Consider the following 24,491-nt stretch of genomic DNA (forward strand, 5'->3'; position numbering starts at 1 on the left):
TCGAATTACTTTTTTTTCTTGTAAAGTGGTACCGTTGAGCAAGCTTCTCCAAACATAATAGTCTTGGCTACAGTTTTTACTTTTTCAATCAGTAAGGTATATGCCGAAGGAGGTATAGGCTTATTTGCACAACCTTTTATAATTATGGGTTTGTCTTTGTATTCAGATATATCAATTTGGTTTATGATATCTTGATAAATAACTGTTTCAAGTAACGGTAAATCACCAACTACTACTTTTTTTGCAAAAGGAGTAAGTTCTACAGTTAGTAACAAGTATGCCCATGAAGGAATAATAGCATCAGAAGAACAAGTAAGAGCGACATAACTATCTTGATATTGAGACCAGTCGTGATTTTTTACAGATTCTCTAAAATCTTTTTCACGCAATATGAGTTCTTCATACAACCAGTCTTTAATATCAAATACAATACGATTTCCTTTCGGATAAAAATCTTCAAGGTCTATTGTAGTAAGATTACTATTTGCTACTCTATTAATTATTTCTTCTGCCATATTTTTATTCAATAGTTGTTGAGTTAAAAAACTTTAACTGCTATTTAAGTATTGTAATAATTTCCTTAAAAAATGAAATTATTTTATAACATTCCTAGCTCTAATTTAGCTTCCTCACTCATCATGTCTTGTGTCCATGTAGGATCAAAAGTGATTTCAACTTCACAGTTGTTAATTTCTTTTAGTGTTTTTACCTTTTCTTCAACTTCAACAGGTAAAGTTTCTGCTACAGGGCAGTTAGGAGAAGTTAACGTCATTAATATTTTGGCGTCATTTTCTTCTGAAATAAATACGTCGTAAATTAATCCTAATTCGTAGATGTCTACAGGGATTTCAGGATCGTATATCGTTTTTAATACACGTACAATTATATCTCCTAATTCTTCTAATTGATCTTCAGTCATTAGTTCTAACTCTTTATAATCTTATAATTTCGATTGCTGTGCAATCGCATACATTTTAATCTGTTTTACCATTGATACTAATCCGTTTGCTCTGGTTGGACTCAAATGCTCTTTCAAGCCAATTTCGTCAATAAAATTGGTATCAGCCTCTAAAATAGCTTTTGGTGTTTGGTTTGAAAACACCCTCAATAATAAAGCCACAATTCCTTTGGTTAAAATTGCATCACTATCGGCAGTAAATTCAATAGTATCGCCTTTTAATTCAGAATGTAGCCATACTTTTGACTGACAGCCTTTTATCAAATTTTCATCTAATTTATAAGCATCGTCTATTAATGGTAATGATTTTCCTAATTCGATGATGTATTCGTAACGTTCCATCCAGTCTTCAAACATTGAAAACTCATCAATAATTTCTTCTTGTATTTCTTTGATAGTCATTTTTTAAAACTATTTTTGCAAAGTCAAAAAGACCGTTTTTAATTAAAGGGGCAAAATTACGACAAAAAAGGCAGTTAACATTACAGTTTGCGTCTTAATACATATTATTAGTAAAACTTTAAGTCTTACGTTGTTAAGGCAAAAAGAAAAGAAATATTTCTTCTAGTACAGGAGATTAGGTAGAGTTATGAGTAAATTATTAGCAGTAGGTACGGTAGCGTTTGATGCTATTGAAACACCTTTCGGAAAGACAGATAAGATTTTAGGAGGATCAGTTACATTTGTAGGATTGGCAGCTTCACAGTTTGGAGTAAAAACAGGAGTTGTTTCTGTTGTTGGAGGAGATTTTCCTCAGTCATATTTAGATATGATGAACAACAAAGGAATCAATACTGATGGAGTTGAAATCGTAAAAGACGGAAAAACCTTCTTTTGGAGTGGAAAATATCATAACGATATGAATTCTCGTGATACTTTGGTTACTGAATTAAATGTGTTAGAACATTTTCAGCCAGTAGTGCCAGAATCTTTTAAAGATGCGCCAATTGTAATGTTAGGGAATTTACATCCATTAACACAAGCATCGGTGTTAGATCAAATGAATGAGCGTCCAAAGTTAGTGGTGCTAGATACTATGAACTTTTGGATGGATATCGCTTTAAACGATTTACACGAAGTGTTAAAACGTGTAGATGTTATTACAATTAACGATGAAGAAGCTCGCCAGTTAAGTGGAGAGTATTCGTTGGTTAATGCAGCTCAAAAAATCCATGAAATGGGACCTAAATACGTGGTGATTAAAAAAGGAGAGCACGGAGCTTTATTATTTAACGAAGGTAATATGTTCTTTGCACCAGCATTACCACTAGCAGAAGTGTTCGATCCTACAGGAGCTGGAGATACGTTTGCAGGAGGTTTCTGCGGATATTTAGCTAAAACTGAAGATATCTCTTTTGAAAATATGAAGAGTGCTATTATCTACGGATCAAATTTAGCATCGTTCTGTGTTGAAAAATTCGGAACAGAACGTATGGAGGAGCTGTCAAACCAAGAAGTACAAGCACGTTTACAGGCTTTTAAAGAATTAACACAATTTGATATTGAATTATCATAACTATAAATCCGCGCTTTTTGGTGCGGATTTTTTTATACAACACACAAAACCACAACACAACTAAATACTTGAAATTAAATGAGTGACGCTATTAAACATGAATGCGGAATTGCAATGGTTCGATTAAAAAAACCATTACAATATTATAAAGATAAATACGGTACCGCGTTTTATGGTGTAAACAAAATGTATTTGTTAATGGAAAAACAGCACAACAGAGGTCAAGATGGTGCTGGATTAGCAAGTATTAAATTTAATGTAGAGCCGGGAACAAGGTATATAAGTAGAGTTCGATCGAACGAGTCGCAACCTATACAAGATATCTTTGGAAAAATTAATAAAAGAATCAACGGGGTTTTTGAAGAAAATCCAGATAAAGTTGATGATGTTGAATGGCAAGAAGAAAATGTACCTTATTTAGGTAATTTATTCTTAGGGCATGTTCGTTATGGTACCTTTGGAGGAAACTCTATCGAAAATGTGCACCCGTTTTTACGTCAAAGTAACTGGAAGCACCAAAGCTTAATTGTTGCGGGTAACTTTAACATGACAAACTCTAAACAATTATTAAATGATTTAATAGAGTTAGGGCAGCATCCAAAAGAATCTACAGATACGGTTACTATTTTAGAAAAAATAGGGCACTTCTTACAATCAGAAGTTTCTGATTTATACTTAAAAGCAAAAGAAGAAGGATTTAATAAAAAAGATGCCTCTCCTTATATAGAAGAACATTTAGATATTCAACGTATTTTAAAGCGTTCAGCTAAGAACTGGGACGGGGGTTATGCCATGGCAGGTATGCTGGGGCATGGAGATGCGTTTGTGTTGAGAGATCCATCAGCTATTCGTCCAGCATTTTTTTATGAAGATGATGAAGTAGTGGTGGTAGCTTCTGAGCGTCCAGTTATTCAAACAGCTTTTAATGTAGATATCGATTCAATAAAAGAAATTGAAAGAGGTCATGCGTTAATTATTAAGAAAAATGGTCAAACAAGCATGTTGCCAATTTTAGAGCAACGTCCTAAAAAAGCATGTTCGTTTGAGCGTATTTATTTCTCAAGAGGTAGTGATGCTTCAATTTATAAAGAGCGTAAAAATTTAGGAAAATATGTATTTCCTGAAGTATTAAAGTCAATTGATAACGATATTGAAAACTCAGTGTTTTCTTACATTCCAAACACGGCTGAAACTTCTTTCTTCGGAATGATGGAAGCTGCGGAAGATGTGTTAAATCAACAGAAAACAGATGCTATTTTAGCAGGTGGAGGAAAATTATCAAAAGAAAAGGTAACGGAGATTCTTTCTAAACGACCACGTTTTGAAAAGATAGCTATTAAAGATGCGAAATTACGTACTTTTATTACAGATGATAGTAGTCGTGATGATTTAGTAGCGCACGTATACGATATTACTTACGGAGTTGTAAAACCAACCGATAACTTAGTGATTATTGATGATAGTATCGTAAGAGGAACTACTTTGAAGAAAAGTATCATTAAGATATTAGATCGATTGAATCCAAAGAAGATTGTTGTGGTTTCATCGGCACCTCAAATTCGTTATCCAGATTGTTATGGTATTGATATGGCTAAGATTAATGATTTTATCGCATTTAAAGCTGCTTTAGAGTTGTTAAAAGAAACAAATCAATACAATATTATTGATGAAGTATATCAAAAATGTAAGCAACAAGAAAATAGTGAGGATAAAGATGTAGTGAATTACGTAAAAGAAATTTATGCTCCGTTTACTGATGAAGAAATCTCTGTTAAGATTGCTCAGATGTTAAAAACTGAAGAGATTAAAGCTGAAGTAGAAGTAATCTTTCAACCTGTTAGTGAATTGCATAAAGCTTGTCCAGATAATTTAGGAGACTGGTACTTTACTGGAGATTATCCTACCGATGGAGGTCATAGAGTAGTAAACCAAGCGTTTATCAATTTTTATGAAGGAAGCGATGCTAGAGCTTATTAATAATAAGTATTAGTGATATAAATAAAAAAAGAGTGATCAAACGATCACTCTTTTTTTATGGTGTAAATATTGTTTTTACATTGGAACAACGATAGCCCCAGAGAATTTCTCGCGAATTTCATTTAAAGCTCTGTCTGCGTGTAAACGTGTTTTGTAATTTCCAACTTGAATTTTCCATTCAGGGGCAGAATAGGTTAATTTGGTGTATACACCAGGGTACTCAACTTGAAATCTATTTCGTAAGCTTCTAGCGCGTCCTTCTTGACCATTGTATAGTTGTATTCTATAACCAGTTCCGTTGTGTTTGTTGTAAGCTCTCTTTTTCTCTATTAAAGAGTTAATGTTTTTGCTATCAGCGTACTTAGATTGTGCGTTTGCGCTAAAAACACCAGCTGTTAATAGAAGTATAAGTGTTATGATTAAACTGCTTTTCTTCATTTTTTGAATCTTTTTACAAAAGTAACGACTTGTCCGTTAATAGATTGTTAATCTCTTTTATTTAGAATTATTATAAATTGCGAATAAGCAATCTCTTTACATTTCACAATTTAGACAGAAGTAGTACTTTTGTGCAACTTTCTGTGTGCTAAATTAAAATTAGTAATACAGAAAAAATTGTACCAAAATAGATACAAAACTTATATTTTATAGTATGAAAAGTGTGAATCATCACAGTCGGTTAACCAAAACTCTAGTAAGGAGTTTAGCTTTCTTTTTAGTTTTCTTAGTAAGTTTTTCGGCGTTCTCGCAAGATGTAGACGAAGCGCGTCAAAAAGAAGGGAAGAAATTATTTAAGTCTTTATGTGCTTCGTGTCACAAGTTAGATAAAAAACTTGTGGGGCCTGCTTTAGCTGGTATTGAAGATAAAAGAACCAATGAATGGTTAAAGGCATGGATTAAAGATAATGCTGCTTTAAGAGCTTCTGGAGATAAAGATGCTATTGCGATTTTTGAAGAGTATAATGGATCTAGCATGAATGCTTTCCCTCAGTTAACTGATCAAAATATTGATGATATTTTGTATTACACAACTGTAGGTGAGTTGAAGACGGCTCCTGTTGCAGGTGCGGAGGTTGCTGGTCAGTCTCAAGGAGATCAAGCGCCTCAGTGGTTGGTTTACATATTAGCGGCGGCAATTATTGTTGCGTTTTTAATTATTGGTAGTTTATTAAAAACTATTAGTGAATTAAAAGGTGCTCCAAAAACTCCAGGTTTAATGGGGCAAACTGCTGAATTGTGGGAAGGTGTTAAGCAAAATACATTCTTAAAAGTGTTAACGGTAATTTTTGGTGCTCTAGTAGTGGCGTACTTCTTGTTTGGTACGTTGTTTAAAGTAGGTGTTGATACAGGGTATCAACCAATTCAGCCAATTGCATTCTCGCATAAAATTCACGCAGGAGATAATAAGATAGATTGTCAATACTGTCACTCTGCAGCAAAACATAGTAAGCATTCGGGTATACCATCTGTAAATGTTTGTATGAATTGTCATAAAAACATTTCAGAAGTAGCAGAAGATACTAAAGTAGTAATGGATGACAATACGTTAGTGAAATCAGATTTAGATAAAGAAATCGCTAAGATTTACGAAGCTGCTGGTTGGGATCCAGAAAAATTAGAATACACAGGTAATACTAAGCCAATCAAATGGGTTAGAGTTCATAATTTACCAGATTTTGCATATTTTAACCACTCACAACACGTAACAGTAGGTGGGGTTGCTTGTCAAAAATGTCACGGACCAGTAGAGGAAATGGAAGAAGTGTATCAACATTCTCCATTAACAATGGGTTGGTGTATCGACTGTCATAAGGATACTAAGGTAGACTTAAAGGGTAATGAGTACTATGCTAAGATTCACGAAGAATTAGCTAAAAAGTACGGTGTTGAGCAAGTAACAATTGCACAATTAGGAGGAAAAGAGTGTGGTAAGTGCCACTATTAATCAAATTAGAAAGTAGAAAAACACATATATAAATGGCTTCAGACAAAAAATACTGGCAAAGTGTTGAGGAACTTAAAGGAAGTTCTATTGTTGAAACGCTACGTAATAATGAGTTTGTACAAGATATCCCTACAGATGAGTTTTTAGGCGATAAAGAAACCTTAGAAACTTCATCAACATCACGTAGAGATTTCTTGAAATATGTTGGATTTACCACTGCAGCAGCTTCTTTAGCAGCTTGTGAAGGTCCAGTAAGAAAATCAATTCCTTATGTAGTGCAACCTAATGATATCGTAGTAGGTGTTGCCGATTGGTACGCAACTACAATCGCAGATGGTTTTGATTTCGCAAACGTATTAGTAAAAACACGTGAAGGGCGTCCAATTCAAATCATGCCTAACAAAGAGGCAGGAGGAGTAACAAACGCACGTACGCAAGCATCGGTTTTATCATTGTATGATGGTAAATTAAGATTAAGAGAACCAAGAAAAGGTGAAACTGAAATCTCTTGGGCTGATGCTGACAAAGAAATCGTTGCTAAGTTAAACGAGTTAAAGAACGCTAATGAACCAGTAGTGTTATTAACAGGAACTTTAGCGAGTCCTTCTACTGATAAAGTTATTGCTGATTTTATCGCAGCTTATCCAAATGTTAAGCATGTAGTATACGATGCAATTTCTGAAAGTGCTACAGCTGATGCTTTTGAAGCTATGTATGGTAAAAGAGCTTTACCAGACTACGATTTTAGCAAAGCAGGAGTTATCGCGTCTATCGGAGCAGATTTCTTAGGAGATTGGCAAGGTGGATATGAGAAATCATATGCAGATGGTCGTAGAGTAGCAACAGGTAAAATGTCTTACCACGTTCAAATAGAAAGTAACATGTCTTTAACAGGTGCTAGTGCCGATAAAAGAATAGTTGCTAAGCCATCTGAACAAATTTTCGCTTTAATCAATTTATACAATGCAGTAACAGGAAGTTCTCTTCCTTCTAAAGCAACCGCTTTTGATGCAGAAGTTAAGCAATTAGCTAACGATCTTAAAAAAGCAGGTTCAAAAGGAGTTGTAGTTACTGGATTAAATGATAAAAATGCACAATTAATTGCTTTAGCAATTAACAACGTATTAAACAGTGAAGTAATCGATACAAAAGCGGTAAACTTAACTCGCCAAGGTAACGATACTGAAGTTGCACAATTAGTAGCAGATATTAAAGGAGGAAAAGTAAAAGGTTTAGTTACTTATAATGTAAACCCAGTTTACTCTTTACCAAATGCAGCTGATTTTGCAGAAGGAATTAAAAACTTAAAATTATCTGTTGCTTTATCTACTCAGAATGATGCAACAGCTAATGCTACACAATATACATTGCCAGCACCTCACAACTTAGAAAGTTGGGGAGATGTTATGGCTAAAGAAGGTGTTTATAGTTTAATGCAGCCTACTATTCAACCATTATTTAATACACGTCAGTTACAAGATGTATTATTAAAGTGGTCAGGTAGTACAGTAAATTACTATGATACTTTAAAAGAATTTTGGAGTACTAATGTCTTAGGAGGAGCTTCTTGGAATCAAGCATTACATGATGGATTCTTTAAAGCTACGACTACTACTGAAGATGTTGCTTTTGAATCTACTGCAGATGTAAATGCAGCAGCAGTAGGATTAGTAAGGTTAGCTAACAGTGCTTCAGGATTTGAATTAAACTTATATTCATCAACTGCATTAGGAGATGGTAAACAAGCCAACAACCCTTGGTTACAAGAATTACCAGACCCTCTTACCCGTGCTTCTTGGGATAACTATTTAACTGTTTCTATGGCAGATGCTAAAGAATTAGGTTTTGAAAACCCAGTAAAAGATAACGGAGCAATTAACGGTAATTATGCTAATGTAACGGTTAATGGAGTTACAATTAACAAAATTCCAGTAATCATTCAACCAGGTCAAGCTAAAGGATCAGTTGGTTTAGCATTAGGTTATGGTAGAACTCAAGGATTAAAGCCAGAGATGCAAGTAGGTATCAACGCATATCCTTTCTATCAAAATGGAAACAACGTACAATTCAACGTTTCTATTGAAAAAGCTTCTGGATGGCACAAGTTTGCTTGTATGCAAGTACAAAGCACATTAGCAGGTCGTCATGATATCTTAAAAGAAGCTTCATTAAAAGAAGTAAACGATACTAGTTTAGACCCTAAACATACATGGAATAAACCTTTCATGGTCTCTTACGATCACCAAGAAGTTGAAGGAAGTAAAATCGACTTATGGGATGAGCATGATAGAAGTTTAGGACACCACTTCAACTTATCTATCGACTTAACATCTTGTACAGGATGTGGGGCTTGTGTTATTGCATGTCACGCAGAAAACAACGTACCTGTTGTTGGTAAAGATGAAATGAGAGTTGGTAGAGATATGGCTTGGTTACGTATTGACCGTTATTATTCTTCAACTGTTGTTGATAAGCAATATGAGAAAAATGAAAATGGAGAGCCAAGAATTACTTTAGAAGAGTTCAAAGCTAAGAACCCTAATTTAGCTAACCAAGAAGTTGAAAGAAGATATACTGAAAAAGTATTAGAGTTAAGCAAAGGAGATTTATTTGATGCTTTAGAAAACCCAGCTGAAAATCCACAGGTTGCTTTCCAACCAATGATGTGTCAGCACTGTAACCACGCACCATGTGAAACAGTATGTCCAGTAGCAGCAACATCTCACGGTCGTCAAGGTCAAAACCAAATGGCATATAACCGTTGTGTAGGTACTCGTTACTGTGCAAACAACTGTCCATATAGAGTTCGTCGTTTCAACTGGTTTAACTACGCTGAAAACAACGAGTTTGACTTTAACATGAACAATGAGTACGGAAAAATGGTATTAAACCCAGATGTAGTTGTTCGTTCTCGTGGAGTTATGGAAAAATGTTCTATGTGTATTCAAATGACACAAGCTACCATCTTAAAAGCTAAGAAAGAAGGTAGAGCTGTAAACAAAGATGAGTTTGAAACAGCTTGTTCTGCAGCTTGTTCTACTGGAGCTATGGTATTTGGAGATATTAACAACTCTGAAGATACAGTTACAGCATTAAAAGAAGATAAAAGAGCATTCCATGTGTTAGATTATATTGGTACAAAACCAAACGTAGTGTACCAAGTGAAAGTAAGAAATACAAACGAAGCTTAATAGTAAAATTAATAAGTATATAGATTTATGTCGTCTCATTACGAATCATCTTATAGAGAACCTTTAATACTTGGTGACAAGAGTTACCATGATATTACGGAAGATATCGCAAGACCTATCGAAGGTAAAGCAAACAAAAATTGGTATATAGCATTCTATATCTCCTTAGCAGCAATGTTATGGGGATTTGGATGTATCTTTTACACCGTAGGAACAGGAATCGGTGTTTGGGGATTAAGTAAAAACATCGGTTGGGCATGGGATATTACCAACTTCGTATGGTGGGTAGGTATTGGTCACGCAGGAACACTTATCTCTGCAGTACTTTTATTATTCCGTCAAAAATGGAGAATGGCAATTAACCGTTCTGCAGAAGCGATGACAATCTTTGCGGTATTCCAAGCAGGATTGTTCCCAATCATCCACATGGGACGTCCATGGAACGGATACTGGGTATTACCAATTCCTAACCAATTCGGATCATTATGGGTTAACTTTAACTCGCCATTATTATGGGATGTATTCGCAATTTCTACGTATTTATCGGTATCATTAGTTTTCTGGTGGACTGGTTTATTACCTGATTTTGCAACGATTCGTGATAGAGCTGTAAAACCTTTCCAAAAGAAAATTTATGCATTATTATCTTTCGGATGGTCTGGTAGAGCTAAAGACTGGCAACGTTTTGAAGAAGTGTCGTTAGTATTAGCAGGTTTAGCAACTCCATTAGTACTTTCTGTACACACAATTGTATCGATGGACTTCGCTACTTCTATCAACCCAGGATGGCACTCAACAATTTTCCCTCCTTACTTCGTAGCAGGGGCGATCTTCTCAGGATTCGCAATGGTACAAACCTTATTAGGTATTATGCGTAAGGTTACGAACATGGAAGCATATATTACGCGTTTACACGTAGAGTATATGAACATCGTAATTATTTTAACAGGTGGTATTGTAGCTGTAGCTTATGCAACTGAATTCTTCATCGCATGGTATACAGGTTCTCCTTATGAAAACTATACATACTTATCGTTTGGTGCTGAAGCAGGTGCTTATGGATGGGCATTCTGGTCGTTATTAATCTGTAACATTTTCACTCCACAGTTATTATGGATTAAAAAAATTAGAAGAAGTTTTATCTGGTCTTTCATTATCTCAATTGTAATTAACATCGGTATGTGGTTTGAGCGTTTTGATATCATTGCAATTGTATTAAGTAAAGGACAATTACCATCTACATGGTGGCGTTTTGAGCCAACGTTTGTAGACGTAGGTATCTTCATAGGAACTATCGGGTTCTTCTTTGTATTATTCTTATTATATGCAAGAACATTCCCAGTAATCCCTACGGCAGAGATTAAGACTATTTTGAAATCATCAGGTGAGAATTTTAAAAAATCAAGAGAAGAGAACAATGAGCACTAATAAAGTAATTCACGCATTATATAATGATGATGATATCTTAATGGATGCCGTTAAGAAAGTAAAGTCAGAAAATCATCATATTGAAGAAGTATTTTGTCCATTTCCAGTTCACGGATTAGACAAAGCAATGGGCTTAGCTCCAACACGTTTAGCAATTACTGCTTTTTTATACGGTATTACAGGTTTATCAGTAGCAGTATGGTTAACATGGTATACTATGATTGCTGATTGGCCTCAAGACATTGGTGGTAAACCAAACTTTTCTTGGGCAGCTAACATGCCAGCCTTCGTACCAATTTTATTCGAATTAACAGTATTCTTCGCAGCACACTTAATGGTAATCACTTTTTATATGAGAAGTAGAATTTGGCCATTTAAAGAAGCTGAAAACCCAGATCCAAGAACTACAGATGATCATTTCTTAATGGAAGTTCCAGTTCACGGAAACGAAGAAGAGTTAGTAGCATTGTTAGAAACAACAGGAGCTGTAGAAATTAACGTAGTAGAAACGCACTAATAAAGAGATATGAAGAGTTTAAAAATAATTATCGCTTTAGCTGTAGTAGCAACAAGCTTAAGTTCTTGTAACGATAAACGTAAACCACAAGTACAATTTATGCCAGACATGTATGTGTCTGTACCTTACGACGCTAATGGAGCAGAAGGTGTAAATAACAAGATGGTAAACATACAACCTGTTGCAGGTACTGTAAGTAGAAACGGTGTAGTAGCTTATGATATTCCTGATACAAATGAAGGATATGAAAAAGCGAAAGCAGAATTAAAAAACCCATTACCAACAACTGAGGAAAACTTAGAAAAAGGTAAAGTGTTATACGATATTTACTGTGCTTCTTGCCACGGTACAAAAGGAGACGGAAACGGAGTATTATCTCAAAGAGATAAATTCAACGGTATTCCAAGTTATACCGATAGAGAGTTAACACCAGGAAACATTTACCACGTAATTATGTACGGTAAAAACTTAATGGGATCTCACGCGTCACAGTTAAGATACAATGAGCGTTGGCAAGTTGTACAATACGTAGAAAAATTAAGAAGCGAATTAAAATAAGTCTATAATAGATAGTTAAGATATGTACCAGTTTTCAGGAAAATTAAAAATGCTAGCTATTGTTTTAATGGCTGTAGGACTTTTAGGAACAGGTTATAGTTTCTTTACAGCACCTAAAACATTAGAAGATGCAAAAGAAATTTTAGCAAAACAAGATGCTCACCACGGTGGTCATGAAGCAACAGCGACTCACACTGATGAGGAGCATGCTGAAGAAGCTAAAGTAGAAGAGCATGTAGAAGAAGTAGCTACTGAAGAAACTCAAGCAGATAGCACAGCAACTCAAGTAGAAGAGACTGTAGCAAACGTTGCAGAACAAGCACAAGACTCAACAGTTGTTAATGCAAATGAAGCTGAAGTTAAGGAAGAAGTAGCACAAACTGAAGTAAAAGAAGAAACTCATGCAGTAGCTGAGGCACATGGTGAAGATCATGATGCTCACGCAGAGCACGCTTTACACCAAATGCAAAACAGACCATGGTCTGCAATGTATGTAGCTTTATTATTCTCTTTAGGAATCACTTTATTAGTATTAGCTTTTTACGGATCTCAAATCGTTGCACAAGCAGGATGGTCAGTAGTATTACATAGAGTAATGGAAGCTATCTCTTCAAACATACATTACGTAAGTCTTTTCATGTTAGCGTTCTTAATATTAACAGCGATGCAAATGAACCATTTATTTACTTGGATGGGAGAAGGAGTTACTGATCCTACAAGTGAAAACTACGATGCTATTGTAGATGGTAAAAAATGGTGGTTAAACACTCCAGGATGGTTAATTAGAAGTATTATTTACTTAGCAGGTTGGAATGTTTACTATTTCCTTATCAGAAAGTGGTCTTTAGCACAAGATAATGGTGATTTAAAACAACACAAGAAAAACTACAACGCTACAGTTATTTTCTTAGTATTCTTTATGATTACTGAAAGTATGGCGTCATGGGATTGGATTATGAGTATCGACCCACACTGGTTCTCTACATTATTTGGATGGTATGTATTAGCTACTTTCTTAGTATCTGCTTTAACAGTAATTGCTATGGTAACTATTTATTTACGTTCAAAAGGAGCATTACCATTAGTAAACGATAGTCATATTCACGACTTAGCGAAATTTATGTTTGGTTTCTCAGTATTCTGGACATACTTATGGTTCTCACAGTTCATGTTAATTTGGTATGCAGACATGCCAGAAGAAACAACGTATTTCTTATTACGTTTTAACGAATACAAAGTACCATTCTTAGCAATGGTTGTAATGAACTTTGTTTTCCCAGTATTATTATTAATCAACAGTGATTTTAAGAGCAGACCTTGGTTTGTAATCTTAGGAGGTGTTGTAATCTTAGCAGGTCATTATATTGACTTATTTGTAATGATTATGCCAGGAACCGTTGGTGGTCAATGGGGATTCGGAATTGGTGAAATAAGCGGATTATTATTCTTTACAGGATTATTCATCTTTGCTACGTTTAGTGCATTTGCTAAAGCTAATCCAGTACCAAAAGGAAACCCTTACTTACACGAAAGTGAAACCTATCATTACTACAACATCGAACACACAGGAGAAGATAGTAATCATCATTAATTAAAAAGAATTAATAAACAAATAGTTTAGATAATATGCTCGCTTTATTTTATATTTTCATAGCAGTTGCAATCGGAGTAAGTTTTTGGCAAATTACTCGTATAATGAATTTCCGTTCTGTAATTGCTACAGATGAAGACAACGAAAAACAAGGTAAATACGCTTTAGGTTTCTTAGTATTCCTTTATGCAATGATGATTTACTGTTTAATTGCCATGAACGTAATTATGTTACCAGAAGCTGCTTCTGTTGAAGGAGAGCATGACGATAACTTATTCAATATTACATTTTGGTTAATTGGAATCGTTCAGTTCGGTATGCAGTTTTTAATTTTCTTCTTTACTTATAAGTACAGAGGAAATAAGAACAACAAAGCATTATTTTATGCTGATAGCCACAAATTAGAGTTAATTTGGACAACAATTCCTGCAGTAACAATTGTATTGTTAATCGGATACGGTTTATGGGCTTGGAACAACATTATGTATGTTGGAGACGATGAAAACCCAATTGTTATTGAGGTTTATTCTCAACAATTCCGTTGGGATGCTCGTTATGCAGGTGAAGACAACCAATTAGGTCTTGGTAATGTAAACTTTATCAAAGGAATTAACACTATGGGTGTAGATATGTCTGACCCAAGTGCACAAGACGATAAGCAAGTAACAGAATTATATTTACCAAAAGGTAAAAAGGTATTATTCAAGTTCCGTTCACAAGACGTATTACACTCTGCTTATATGCCTCACTTTAGAGCGCAAATGAACTGTGTTCCAGGTATGGTTACTCAATTTGCTTTCACACCAAAGTATACAACTGCTGAAATGCGTCAGAATTCAGAAGTAGTTGCTAAAACCGAAGGAATTAACAAAATTAGAAGAGCTAAAGGAGAAGATCCGTATGAGTTTGATTATGTATTATTATGTAACAAAATTTGTGGAGCCTCTCACTACAACATGCAAATGAAAATTACTGTTGTAGAAGAAGACGAATACAACAAGTGGTTGTCAGAACAACAAACATTAGCTCAAGTAATTAAATAAGATATTTTTTAAAAGTATATAAAGATTATGTCAGATCATCATCACAAAGAAACATTTGTAACTAAATATATCTTTAGTCAAGATCACAAAATGATCTCTAAGCAGTACCTAGTTACAGGTATATTTATGGGTATCATAGGAGGTTTTATGTCTATGTTGTTTCGTTTACAAATTGCATGGCCAGATACGTCGTTTTCAATTGTTGAAGCGTTCTTAGGTAACCATCAAACAGATGGAATTATGAACCCAGATATGTACTTAGCGTTAGTTACAATACACGGTACAATCATGGTATTCTTTGTATTAACGGCAGGTTTAAGTGGTACCTTCTCTAACCTTTTAATTCCGTTACAAATTGGAGCACGTGATATGGCTTCAGGATTCTTAAACATGGTATCATACTGGTTATTCTTTTTATCATCAGTAATCATGATTATTTCACTGTTTGTGGAAGCAGGACCAGCATCTGCAGGATGGACAATTTATCCGCCATTATCTGCCTTACCACAAGCAATTCCAGGTTCAGGTACAGGTATGACATTATGGTTAGTATCTATGGCAATTTTCATTGCTTCATCTTTACTAGGATCATTAAACTATATCGTAACAGTTTTAAACTTACGTACCAAAGGAATGAAAATGACAAGATTGCCATTAACAATGTGGGCTTTCTTCATTACAGCAATTATTGGTGTAATTTCATTCCCAGTATTATTATCAGCAGCATTATTATTAATCTTTGATAGAAGCTTTGGTACTTCTTTCTACTTATCAGATATTTTTATTTCTGGAGAAGTATTACACTACCAAGGAGGTTCACCAGTATTATTTGAACACTTATTCTGGTTCTTAGGTCACCCTGAGGTATATATTATCTTATTACCAGCATTAGGTATTAGTTCTGAAGTAATTTCTACTAACGCACGTAAACCTATCTTCGGATACCGTGCAATGGTTGGATCTATTATGGCAATTGCATTCTTATCTACAATCGTATGGGGTCACCACATGTTCGTATCAGGAATGAATCCATTCTTAGGTTCTGTATTCACATTTACAACAGTATTAATTGCAATTCCATCAGCAGTAAAAGCGTTTAACTATGTAACTACACTATGGAAAGGTAACTTACAGTTAAACCCAGCAATGATGTTCTCTATCGGATTAGTTTCTACATTCGTAACAGGAGGTTTAACAGGATTAGTATTAGGAGATTCAGCATTAGATATTAACGTTCACGATACCTATTTCGTAGTGGCTCACTTCCACTTAGTAATGGGGGTATCTGCCTTATTAGGAATGTTTGCTGGTGTTTACCACTGGTTCCCTAAAATGTATGGTAGAATGATGAACAAAACATTAGGTTACTGGCACTTCTGGTTAACAATTATTACAGCTTACGGAGTATTCTTCCCAATGCACTTTATTGGTTTAGCTGGTTTACCACGTCGTTACTATACAAACACAAGCTTCCCAATGTTTGATGATTTAGCAGATATTAACGTATTCATGACTATCATGGCTATTATCGGTGGAGCTGCTCAGTTAATCTTTATTGCTAACTTCTTTATCTCTATGTACAGAGGTCAAAAAGCTACGCAAAACCCTTGGAATGCAAATACATTAGAATGGACTACCCCTGTAGAGCATATCCATGGAAACTGGCCAGGAGAAATTCCTGAAGTTCACAGATGGGCGTATGATTACAGTAAAACAGATGAAAATGGTGAGTATGTTCACGGAAAAGATTTCGTGCCACAAACAGTACCATTATTAGATGGAGAAGAGCCATCTTAATAAAAAGTAAAAATAAAAAGCCTTCCAATTTTGGGAGGCTTTTTATTTTTATAAACATAAGAATTCTTTATAATACGTATCTTAGCATAGTAAAGAGCTAAGTAACATATATTACAAAACAACCGTTTTATTTCAAGTATATTTGCAACTATATGAACGAAAACCTAAACCCTGAAAACAAACATTATTCTAATGAAGAGTTAGACGTTGAAAAAAAGCTGCGTCCACTGTCATTTGATGATTTTACAGGTCAAGATCAAGCGATAGAAAATCTTAAGATTTTTGTTGAAGCAGCAAATCAGCGTGATGAAGCGTTAGATCATGCTTTATTTCATGGACCTCCGGGGTTAGGAAAAACGACGTTAGCACACATTTTAGCAAATGAGTTGGGGGTAGGAATTAAAGTTACCTCAGGTCCTGTTTTAGATAAACCAGGAGACTTAGCAGGTTTACTAACCAACTTAGATGAAAGAGATGTACTTTTTATAGATGAAATCCATCGATTAAGTCCTGTAGTAGAAGAATATTTGTATTCGGCTATGGAAGATTATAAAATCGATATTATGATTGAATCTGGACCTAATGCACGTACAGTACAAATCAATCTAGAACCGTTTACTTTAGTAGGAGCAACTACACGATCAGGATTACTTACAGCTCCTATGAGAGCTCGTTTTGGAATCAGTAGTCGATTGCATTATTACTCAACTGAGCTACTAACAAACATTATTCAACGAAGTGCTTTTATATTAAAAGTGCCAATTTCTATGGAAGCTGCTATTGAGATTGCAGGAAGAAGTAGAGGAACACCACGTATAGCGAATGCATTATTACGTAGAGTGCGTGATTTTGCACAAATAAAGGGAGATGGTACCATTACTATTGAAATAGCTAGATATGCGCTAAAAGCATTAAATGTTGATGCACATGGACTAGATGAAATGGATAATAAAATATTATCTACGATTATTGATAAGTTCAAAGGTGGTCCAGTTGGAATTACCACGTTAGCTACTGCCGTGGCAGAAAATTCAGAAACAATAGAAGAAGTGTATGAACCTTTTTTAATTCAACAAGGGTTTATCATGCGTACGCCAAGAGGAAGAGAAGTAACCGATTTGGCTTATAAACATTTAGGTAGAATTAAAGGAAGTAGCCAAGGAGAGCTCTTTTAAAAATGAAACTGTTAAAAAAACTCATACCGATACTAGAATGGTTGCCTAACTATAAAAGATCACAATTAAGAGGTGATGTAGTTGCAGGTATAACTGTTGCTATTGTGTTAATTCCACAAGGTATAGCGTATGCACTTATTGCTGGATTACCACCAATTTATGGGTTATATGCCGCATTAATGCCTCAATTAATGTATGCTGTTTTTGGTACATCACGCCAAGTAGCAATTGGTCCTGTAGCAATGGATTCATTAATCGTAGCAACAGGAGTTTCTACTTTAGCATTAACAGGATCTGAAAGTTATATAGGTATAGCAATATTACTTGCGTTAGTGGTAGGGTCTATTCAATTTTTAATGGGGATTTTCCGCTTAGGTTTTGTAGTTAACTTCTTGTCGAGACCTGTAATAACTGGGTTTACATCTGCCGTAGCTTTAATTATTGGATTGAATCAGTTTAGAAATTTATTTGGAGTAGATTTTGTACAAAGCGATCAAATACATGTGTTGTTAGAAGATATTTTGTTCCGACTTCAATATTTTAAAACAAATACTACGATTATAGGTTTACTAGCCTGTGTGGTTATTATAATTTTTAGAAAAGTAAATAGAAAGATTCCAAATGCATTAATCGTTGTGATATTAGGAATTGTAACAATACGTCTTTTTGGAGATCAACTTACAGATGTAGCTATCGTAAAAGATATTCCTTCAGGACTTCCTAAGTTTTCAATACCAGTAATTGATGTAGCATTAATACGAGAATTAATACCAATTGCTGCAACATTGGTTATGGTAGGGTATTTAGAAACCATTTCTATAGGGAAAACGTTGGAAGCCAAACAAGATGAATATAGAGTTCGACCAAACCAAGAACTAGTAGCGTTAGGATTGAGTAATATGGTTGGATCATTGTTTCAATCATATCCTTCAGCATCAAGTTTTTCTCGTTCGGCAATCAATGCAGAATCTGGTGGAACAACAGGAGTTTCAGCAATCGTTTCGGCATTATTGGTAGTAATAACTTTACTTTTCTTAACACCGGTATTTTACCATTTACCTAAAACTATTTTATCAGCAATTATTATTGTTGCGGTTTTTAACTTGATAAATGTAAAAGAAGCAAGAAGGTTATGGAAAGCGAATAACTTAGATTTCTGGTTATTATTAGCTACTTTTTTAGCAACGATTTTCTTCGGAATTGAATACGGAATTTTAATAGGAGTAGTTTTATCGTTAATCGTTTTAATTTTTAGAACCTCAAGACCGTACGTAGCTGAGTTAGGAAAAGTGCCAAATTCGGATTTTTATCGTAATAAAAACAGATTCAAGGAAGTCATTATAGAAGAAGAAATTTTAGTGTTCCGTTTTGATGCACAATTATTTTATGCCAATTCAAACTATTTTCGTGATAAATTAGACGAAATGGCAGCAGAAAAAGGAAAGGCATTAAAGTTGATCGTTTTAGATGCAGAGAGTATTAATAGAGTAGATAGTACGGGTATAGACGTGTTAAAAGAACGTATTGTTTATTTTAACAAGCATAATATCCAATTCTATTTTGCAGGAGTAAAAGGGCCAGTAAGAGATGCCTTTTTTAGAGGTGGTTTATTAGATGTTGTAAGTTTAGATCACTTTTTTATGCGTGCTAACGGAGCCGTAAATTTTTATAAAACAGGAGATAATCAAAACCAAAAAAAATACGCACAATACATACATCAAGCGTATAAATAACTATATAATATTATGAAAATAGAGCAAATTTATACAGGTTGTTTAGCACAAGGAGCCTATTATATTGAAAGTAACGGAGAAGTAGCAATTATAGATCCATTACGTGAAGTAGATCCTTATATAAACAGAGCTGAAAAAGATGGCGCTAAAATCAAATATATTTTTGAAACGCATTTTCATGCAGATTTTGTAAGCGGTCACGTAACCCTTGCAGAAAAAACAGGAGCAACGATTGTATATGGACCAACAGCGAAAACGAACTACGAGGCTCATATCGCAACAGATGGTGAAGTGTTTACGTTAGGTGATATTACCATTACCGTATTACATACACCAGGGCATACGATGGAAAGTGCTTCTTATTTGTTAAAAGATAAAGACGGAAAAAACCATGCAATTTTTAGTGGAGATACCTTATTCTTAGGAGATGTAGGTCGTCCTGATTTAGCGCAAAAAGCAGCAAACTTAACACAAGAAGAATTAGCAGGATTGTTGTACGACAGTTTACGTACAAAAATCATGACGTTGGAAGATGAAGTAATTGTATATCCAGCACACGGAGCAGGTTCAGCTTGTGGTAAGAATTTAAGTAAAGAAACAGTTGGAACGATTGGAGACCAAAAGAAAACCAATTACGCATTGCGTGCAGACATGACCAAAGAGGAGTTTGTAAAAGAAGTAACAGACGGTTTATTACCTCCACCTGAATATTTCCCTTTAAATGTAAAAATGAATAAGGAAGGATACCAATCTATCGATGAAGTTATTAAAAGCGGAGCAAAAGCTTTATCTGTAGAAGATTTTGAAAAAATAGCAAATGAAACAGATGCGTTGGTATTAGATGTTCGTAATCAAGCAGAATTTATTCAAGGATTCATTCCGCAATCAATTTTTATTGGTTTAGGAGGAACATTTGCACCATGGGTAGGAGCATTGATAAAAGATGTTACACAACCAATTTTATTAGTTACCCCTGAAGGACAAGAAGAAATGACGATTACACGTTTGTCTCGTGTTGGTTTTGATAATGTATTAGGATATTTAGATGGAAGCTTTGCAGCTTGGAAAGCAGCAGGAAAAGAAGTAGACACCTTGCGTTCGGTTCCTGCAACTGTTTTAGCAGAAGAACTTACGAAGGGAGCTCCAGTTTTTGATGTGCGTAAACCAGGAGAATATACAAGTGAGCATATTATAGATGCACCAAGTACTCCGTTAGATTTCTTAAACGACCATATTGAAGAGTTTCCAACAAAAGGAGATTTTTATGTGCATTGTGCAGGTGGATATCGTTCTGTAATTGCAGCATCTATTTTAAAAGCTAGAGGATTCCATAACATAATTGATGTTGCAGGTGGATACAAAGCAATTAAAGAAACTGATATTCCAAGATCAGCAGCTGTTTGTCCATCAACCTTAAAATAAAAATAATGAAGAGAGGTATATTTTTAGTAGGTTTATTTTTAACAGTAGTATTGTCGTGTAAACCTCAAACCAATGAGGCAAAAGATATCACGGTTGAAAACTTGCAGGTAGTTTTAGAAAACGAAGATAACGTACAGTTGTTAGATGTTAGAACTCCACAAGAATGGGCAGAAGGAGTAATTAAAGATCCGATAAAAATAGATATTACAGGAGATGACTTTGAAGGAAAGGTTTTAGAAAAGTTAGATAAATCGCAACCTGTATATATTTACTGTCGCTCAGGAGGTAGAAGTAAAAAAGCTACGGAACTCCTAGCAAAAAAAGGTTACAAAGCCTATAATGTTTTAGGAGGTTATCTAGAATGGACAGAGAAAAATAAAGATTAATAAAAAATCCCGAGTATACTACTCGGGATTTTTTATTCACCTTATTATTCCTCAAACATTGTTTTGATTAATAATTCAGTTTCGTTGTTATTATTAATTATTATGACTTTTTCAAATTTACCATCAAAATTACTATCAATAAACTTTAATTCTTTTTTTGAATCATAAATTAAAACGAATTCTTCTGGCACTCCATCCTCATCATTATCGAGAGAATAACCAACTTTATCTCCAGCTGAATTATAACAATCAGTTTTTTCATAAATGCCATTTTCATTTCTGTCAAAACAAGTTTGATATACTTTTCCATAAGTAGTATAAACTCTAGCAATTTCATAATTGGAATCAAAGTTTACATCAAAAAACTGATTAGCTATTTTATTGTTTTCTTTCCAATAGCTAGTCAAGATTTCGTGATTATTTATCCATTTGAAAGTGAAGTTTTTAGCATCCATTAATAGAGAAATTTCTTTATTTAATTTAAAAGAATAAACCCCAAGTCCGATGCTTGTTAAAGAAAGTAATATTATTAAGGTTTCTTTCAGTTTCATAGTTAAGTAATTTTTTGGCGAATTTAGTCTTTTAAGTCAAACTTTAAAAAAATAAAAAAACCGAGACATTTGTCTCGGTTTTACTTTTTCTTAGCTCTTTTCCCACTTAAAATTTTAACGTTGCACCTACTAAAAAGTTTCTAGTAGCTTGCGGATAGTACCCTTGTACTTCAAAAGAAGTTCCAGGAGTATCCCAAGTATTTAAATAGGTGTATCCTCTATCAACATATTCTTTGTCAAAAAGGTTGTTAACCAATCCTGTAAATACAATTGATTTAAAAATTGTATTCATTTCAAGTTCATAACTAACATTAAAATCACTAACGTAATAGCTATCTAGTTTAGAGGCTTTTGTATTAGTATTACTTAAGTATTGTTCACCAACAAATTTAGACAGTAAAGCTAATTGTAGCCCTTTTATAGGCTTATAAACCAAAGCATTTCCAGCGATAATATCAGGGGAAAAAGCAATGTTTGTAGTTCCAATATTGCGTTGAACACCATCACGATCTAACATAAAATTGTTGATTTTATTACTACTTACGGTAAGATTTTGATTAATGCTAAATTTGTCTGTAACGTTAATATTAGCATCAATTTCTACTCCTAAACGATAGCTGTCTTTCACATTTTCACGTAAATATTCCCCAACATCATTTAATCCACCTGTTTGAATTAATTGATTGTCGTAAGACATATAGTAGATATTAGTATTCAATTGAACTGTTTTATTGTGTAAACGCCATCCAAGTTCAAAATCATCTAAGGTTTCATGTTGTACGTTGATACCGTTTTGAAAATCATCACGGTTCGGTTCTCTATTCGCACGAGCATACGATGCATAAATACTATTTTCTTTATTGATGGTGTAAGTAACCCCTAATTTAGGATTAAAGAAGCTAAACGAAGTATCAACATTTAAAGGGTTTCTATCTGAAGTTAATCCGTTAGTTTGATAATCAATAAACCTAACTTGTACATCAATAAAAGCTTTTAGGTTATCAAAAACATTAAAAGTAGCCTTAGAAAAAACACTAAAGTCGTTCTTTTTAGCATCGCTAAAATAATAACGATCTCTAATACCAGCTCCATCAGCAAATTCTTTAGCCCAAATAACTTCTCCAAAGTGGTCTCCTGTATAATTACTATAAGAAGCACCAGAGATTAACTCGAACTTTTCAGTTTTATAAGTTACGTTAGCATTAACCACATAAAAGTCATTGTCTAACCAACGACGAACAATTAAATCTGTAGCAGGAGAACCATACCAGTCGGTTCCTGTTGCTTCTACAATACCATCATATTTTGATACAGCACTGCCTTCTTTAAATTGCTCAAAATACCCTTCTCCTTTGGTGTAATTTAAACCAATATTGGTAGACCAATTTTCAGATAACTGCTCATTCCAGTGTAATTGGTAGTGATCTTGCCAATAATTATCGGTTTCATTATCGTAGGTATACGGATTTTGACGACGGTTTTCTTGTAATTCCTCAGCGCTTAATCCATACCAAGCTTGGTACGTTCTTTCTTTTCCTCCAAAAGCTAAGGCTTTAATCAACGTATTGTCATCGGTATAGCTACCTTGTAAAAAATACGATTTTAAATCGGTAAAAGCACGGTCAACATATCCGTCAGAATAAATGTTAGACAAACGTCCTGCAAACTCAAAATGATCGTTTAGTTTTCCAGTAGTAAATTTTACGGTGTGCTTTCTTGTTCCGAACGAACCAAAAGCATTTGAAATTTCTCCACCAGCTTCTTCTGAAACAGCATCAGTTAAAATGTTTAAACTAGCACCAAAAGCTCCAGAACCGTTCGTAGAAGTTCCTACACCACGTTGTAATTGTAAGCTTTGGGTTGACGAAGCAAAATCTCCCATATTTACCCAAAAAGTTCCTTGACTTTCGGCATCGTTATACGGAATTCCGTTAATGGTAACGTTAACACGAGAAGCATCTGAACCACGTACACGAATATAAGTGTAACCAACACCTGCACCTGCATCAGATGAGGATGTTACCGAAGGTAAATAGTTTAACAATACAGGAATATCCTGTCCTAAATTACGTTTTTCTATTTCTTGTTTGCTAAGGTTAGAGTGTGTTACAGGCGCATCTGCTTTTACACGAACAGCAGAAACTAGCACTTCATCTAACACTGTTTCGTTAGAAATTAATTGAAAGGTAATTTGTTGGTTGTTGGTAAGTTCAACTTCTTGCGAAGTACTTTTAAATCCTACATAAGAAACCTCAATAACATGTGTTCCTTTGGTTAGGTTTAATTTAAAACTACCTTCAAAATCGGTTGAAGTTCCTTTGGTTTGATTTCTAACAGCAACGGTTGCGCCAACTAAAGGTTCTTGATTTCCATCAACTACTTTACCAGATAAAATAAACGTTTGTGCGCTTGTTGTTAATGTTGTGAATACTACGAGTAAAAAAGTTACTATCTTCACTTTTTTACGAAAAGACATCGGTCTCATTTATAAAAAACAAAATCGAATAAAAAGAGGTAATTATTCTTTAGTTAAACATTGAATAATTAAATTATGAGCGTAAAGCGTAGCTTTACTTTTGCACTCGCTAAAAAGGTCTGCCAGACCTTTTATTTACGCTCGCTTCCCTAAACAGCATTACCTGTTCCAGGTTCGTTGGGTATGATCTCAGCCTATTTTTAATTATGAGTTATAAATGTTGAATT

The 24,491-nt window shown here is 34.5% G+C and carries 20 protein-coding genes; 14 read left to right on the top strand and 6 right to left on the bottom strand.

Annotated features, from left to right (window positions below; genetic code table 11):
- Window positions 1-5 precede the first annotated feature (5 nt).
- The 3 genes from AC3VI6_RS06965 to AC3VI6_RS06975 form a co-directional block, all read right to left on the bottom strand.
- Window positions 6-515, bottom strand: a complete 510-nt coding sequence (locus AC3VI6_RS06965; protein WP_274634432.1) for a DUF2480 family protein — start codon at window positions 513-515, stop codon at window positions 6-8.
- A gap of 83 nt (window positions 516-598) precedes the next feature.
- Complete coding sequence (locus AC3VI6_RS06970; RefSeq protein WP_497705655.1) at window positions 599-919, bottom strand: iron-sulfur cluster assembly protein; 321 nt, start codon at window positions 917-919, stop codon at window positions 599-601.
- 21 nt (window positions 920-940) lie between these two features.
- Window positions 941-1,360: a SufE family protein gene (locus AC3VI6_RS06975; RefSeq protein ID WP_497705656.1), complete on the bottom strand. Its 420-nt coding sequence runs from the start codon at window positions 1,358-1,360 to the stop codon at window positions 941-943.
- Window positions 1,361-1,547: 187 nt separating this feature from the next.
- Here AC3VI6_RS06975 and AC3VI6_RS06980 point away from each other — a divergent pair, with 187 nt between their 5' ends.
- A complete protein-coding gene (locus AC3VI6_RS06980) occupies window positions 1,548-2,474 on the top strand; it encodes a PfkB family carbohydrate kinase (protein ID WP_497705657.1) in 927 nt (308 codons plus the stop codon).
- Between the two features lie 78 nt (window positions 2,475-2,552).
- Complete coding sequence (locus AC3VI6_RS06985; RefSeq protein WP_497705658.1) at window positions 2,553-4,451, top strand: amidophosphoribosyltransferase; 1,899 nt, start codon at window positions 2,553-2,555, stop codon at window positions 4,449-4,451.
- 75 nt (window positions 4,452-4,526) lie between these two features.
- Here AC3VI6_RS06985 and AC3VI6_RS06990 read toward each other — a convergent pair whose 3' ends face one another.
- Window positions 4,527-4,889 (bottom strand): SPOR domain-containing protein, encoded by a 363-nt coding sequence (locus AC3VI6_RS06990; protein WP_298996829.1) that lies wholly within the window; start codon window positions 4,887-4,889, stop codon window positions 4,527-4,529.
- Window positions 4,890-5,103: 214 nt separating this feature from the next.
- On the opposite strand from AC3VI6_RS06990, the gene AC3VI6_RS06995 reads away from it, so the two are divergent.
- The 12 genes from AC3VI6_RS06995 to AC3VI6_RS07050 all read left to right on the top strand — a co-directional run bounded on the left by AC3VI6_RS06995 (window position 5,104) and on the right by AC3VI6_RS07050 (window position 21,237).
- Window positions 5,104-6,396, top strand: coding sequence for a c-type cytochrome (locus tag AC3VI6_RS06995; protein WP_497705659.1), 1,293 nt, complete (start codon window positions 5,104-5,106; stop codon window positions 6,394-6,396).
- Between the two features lie 32 nt (window positions 6,397-6,428).
- Window positions 6,429-9,587, top strand: a complete 3,159-nt coding sequence (locus AC3VI6_RS07000) for a TAT-variant-translocated molybdopterin oxidoreductase (RefSeq protein ID WP_497705660.1) — start codon at window positions 6,429-6,431, stop codon at window positions 9,585-9,587.
- A gap of 27 nt (window positions 9,588-9,614) precedes the next feature.
- Window positions 9,615-11,015: an NrfD/PsrC family molybdoenzyme membrane anchor subunit gene (gene nrfD / locus AC3VI6_RS07005; RefSeq protein ID WP_028891351.1), complete on the top strand. Its 1,401-nt coding sequence runs from the start codon at window positions 9,615-9,617 to the stop codon at window positions 11,013-11,015.
- On the top strand, window positions 11,005-11,532 hold the full coding sequence (locus tag AC3VI6_RS07010; RefSeq protein WP_497705661.1) for a DUF3341 domain-containing protein: 528 nt from the start codon (window positions 11,005-11,007) through the stop codon (window positions 11,530-11,532). The genes nrfD and AC3VI6_RS07010 overlap by 11 nt, the downstream gene beginning before the upstream one ends.
- A gap of 9 nt (window positions 11,533-11,541) precedes the next feature.
- Window positions 11,542-12,090: a c-type cytochrome gene (locus AC3VI6_RS07015; RefSeq protein ID WP_497705662.1), complete on the top strand. Its 549-nt coding sequence runs from the start codon at window positions 11,542-11,544 to the stop codon at window positions 12,088-12,090.
- Window positions 12,091-12,112: 22 nt separating this feature from the next.
- Complete coding sequence (locus tag AC3VI6_RS07020) at window positions 12,113-13,681, top strand: quinol:cytochrome C oxidoreductase (RefSeq protein ID WP_497705663.1); 1,569 nt, start codon at window positions 12,113-12,115, stop codon at window positions 13,679-13,681.
- Between the two features lie 35 nt (window positions 13,682-13,716).
- A complete protein-coding gene (locus AC3VI6_RS07025) occupies window positions 13,717-14,724 on the top strand; it encodes a cytochrome c oxidase subunit II (protein ID WP_497705664.1) in 1,008 nt (335 codons plus the stop codon).
- Between the two features lie 27 nt (window positions 14,725-14,751).
- Entirely contained in the window at window positions 14,752-16,521 is a 1,770-nt protein-coding gene (locus AC3VI6_RS07030; RefSeq protein ID WP_028891346.1) for a cytochrome c oxidase subunit I, read from the top strand.
- A 152-nt stretch (window positions 16,522-16,673) separates the two neighbouring features.
- Window positions 16,674-17,696, top strand: coding sequence for a Holliday junction branch migration DNA helicase RuvB (gene ruvB, locus AC3VI6_RS07035; protein WP_120185687.1), 1,023 nt, complete (start codon window positions 16,674-16,676; stop codon window positions 17,694-17,696).
- A 2-nt stretch (window positions 17,697-17,698) separates the two neighbouring features.
- Window positions 17,699-19,429: a SulP family inorganic anion transporter gene (locus AC3VI6_RS07040; RefSeq protein WP_497705665.1), complete on the top strand. Its 1,731-nt coding sequence runs from the start codon at window positions 17,699-17,701 to the stop codon at window positions 19,427-19,429.
- A 12-nt stretch (window positions 19,430-19,441) separates the two neighbouring features.
- Window positions 19,442-20,851: an MBL fold metallo-hydrolase gene (locus tag AC3VI6_RS07045; RefSeq protein WP_497705666.1), complete on the top strand. Its 1,410-nt coding sequence runs from the start codon at window positions 19,442-19,444 to the stop codon at window positions 20,849-20,851.
- Window positions 20,852-20,856: 5 nt separating this feature from the next.
- Window positions 20,857-21,237, top strand: a complete 381-nt coding sequence (locus AC3VI6_RS07050; RefSeq protein ID WP_497705667.1) for a rhodanese-like domain-containing protein — start codon at window positions 20,857-20,859, stop codon at window positions 21,235-21,237.
- Between the two features lie 44 nt (window positions 21,238-21,281).
- On the opposite strand, the gene AC3VI6_RS07055 is transcribed toward AC3VI6_RS07050, so the two are convergent.
- Together AC3VI6_RS07055 and AC3VI6_RS07060 are read right to left on the bottom strand one after the other, a co-directional pair.
- Entirely contained in the window at window positions 21,282-21,788 is a 507-nt protein-coding gene (locus tag AC3VI6_RS07055) for a hypothetical protein (protein WP_298996774.1), read from the bottom strand.
- 106 nt (window positions 21,789-21,894) lie between these two features.
- Window positions 21,895-24,264 carry a TonB-dependent receptor gene (locus AC3VI6_RS07060; protein WP_497705668.1) on the bottom strand — a complete coding sequence of 790 codons (2,370 nt, stop codon included), beginning with the start codon at window positions 24,262-24,264 and terminating at the stop codon, window positions 21,895-21,897.
- Window positions 24,265-24,491: the final 227 nt, after the last annotated feature.

The sequence above is a fragment of the Tenacibaculum sp. TB-56 genome (assembly GCF_059716275.2).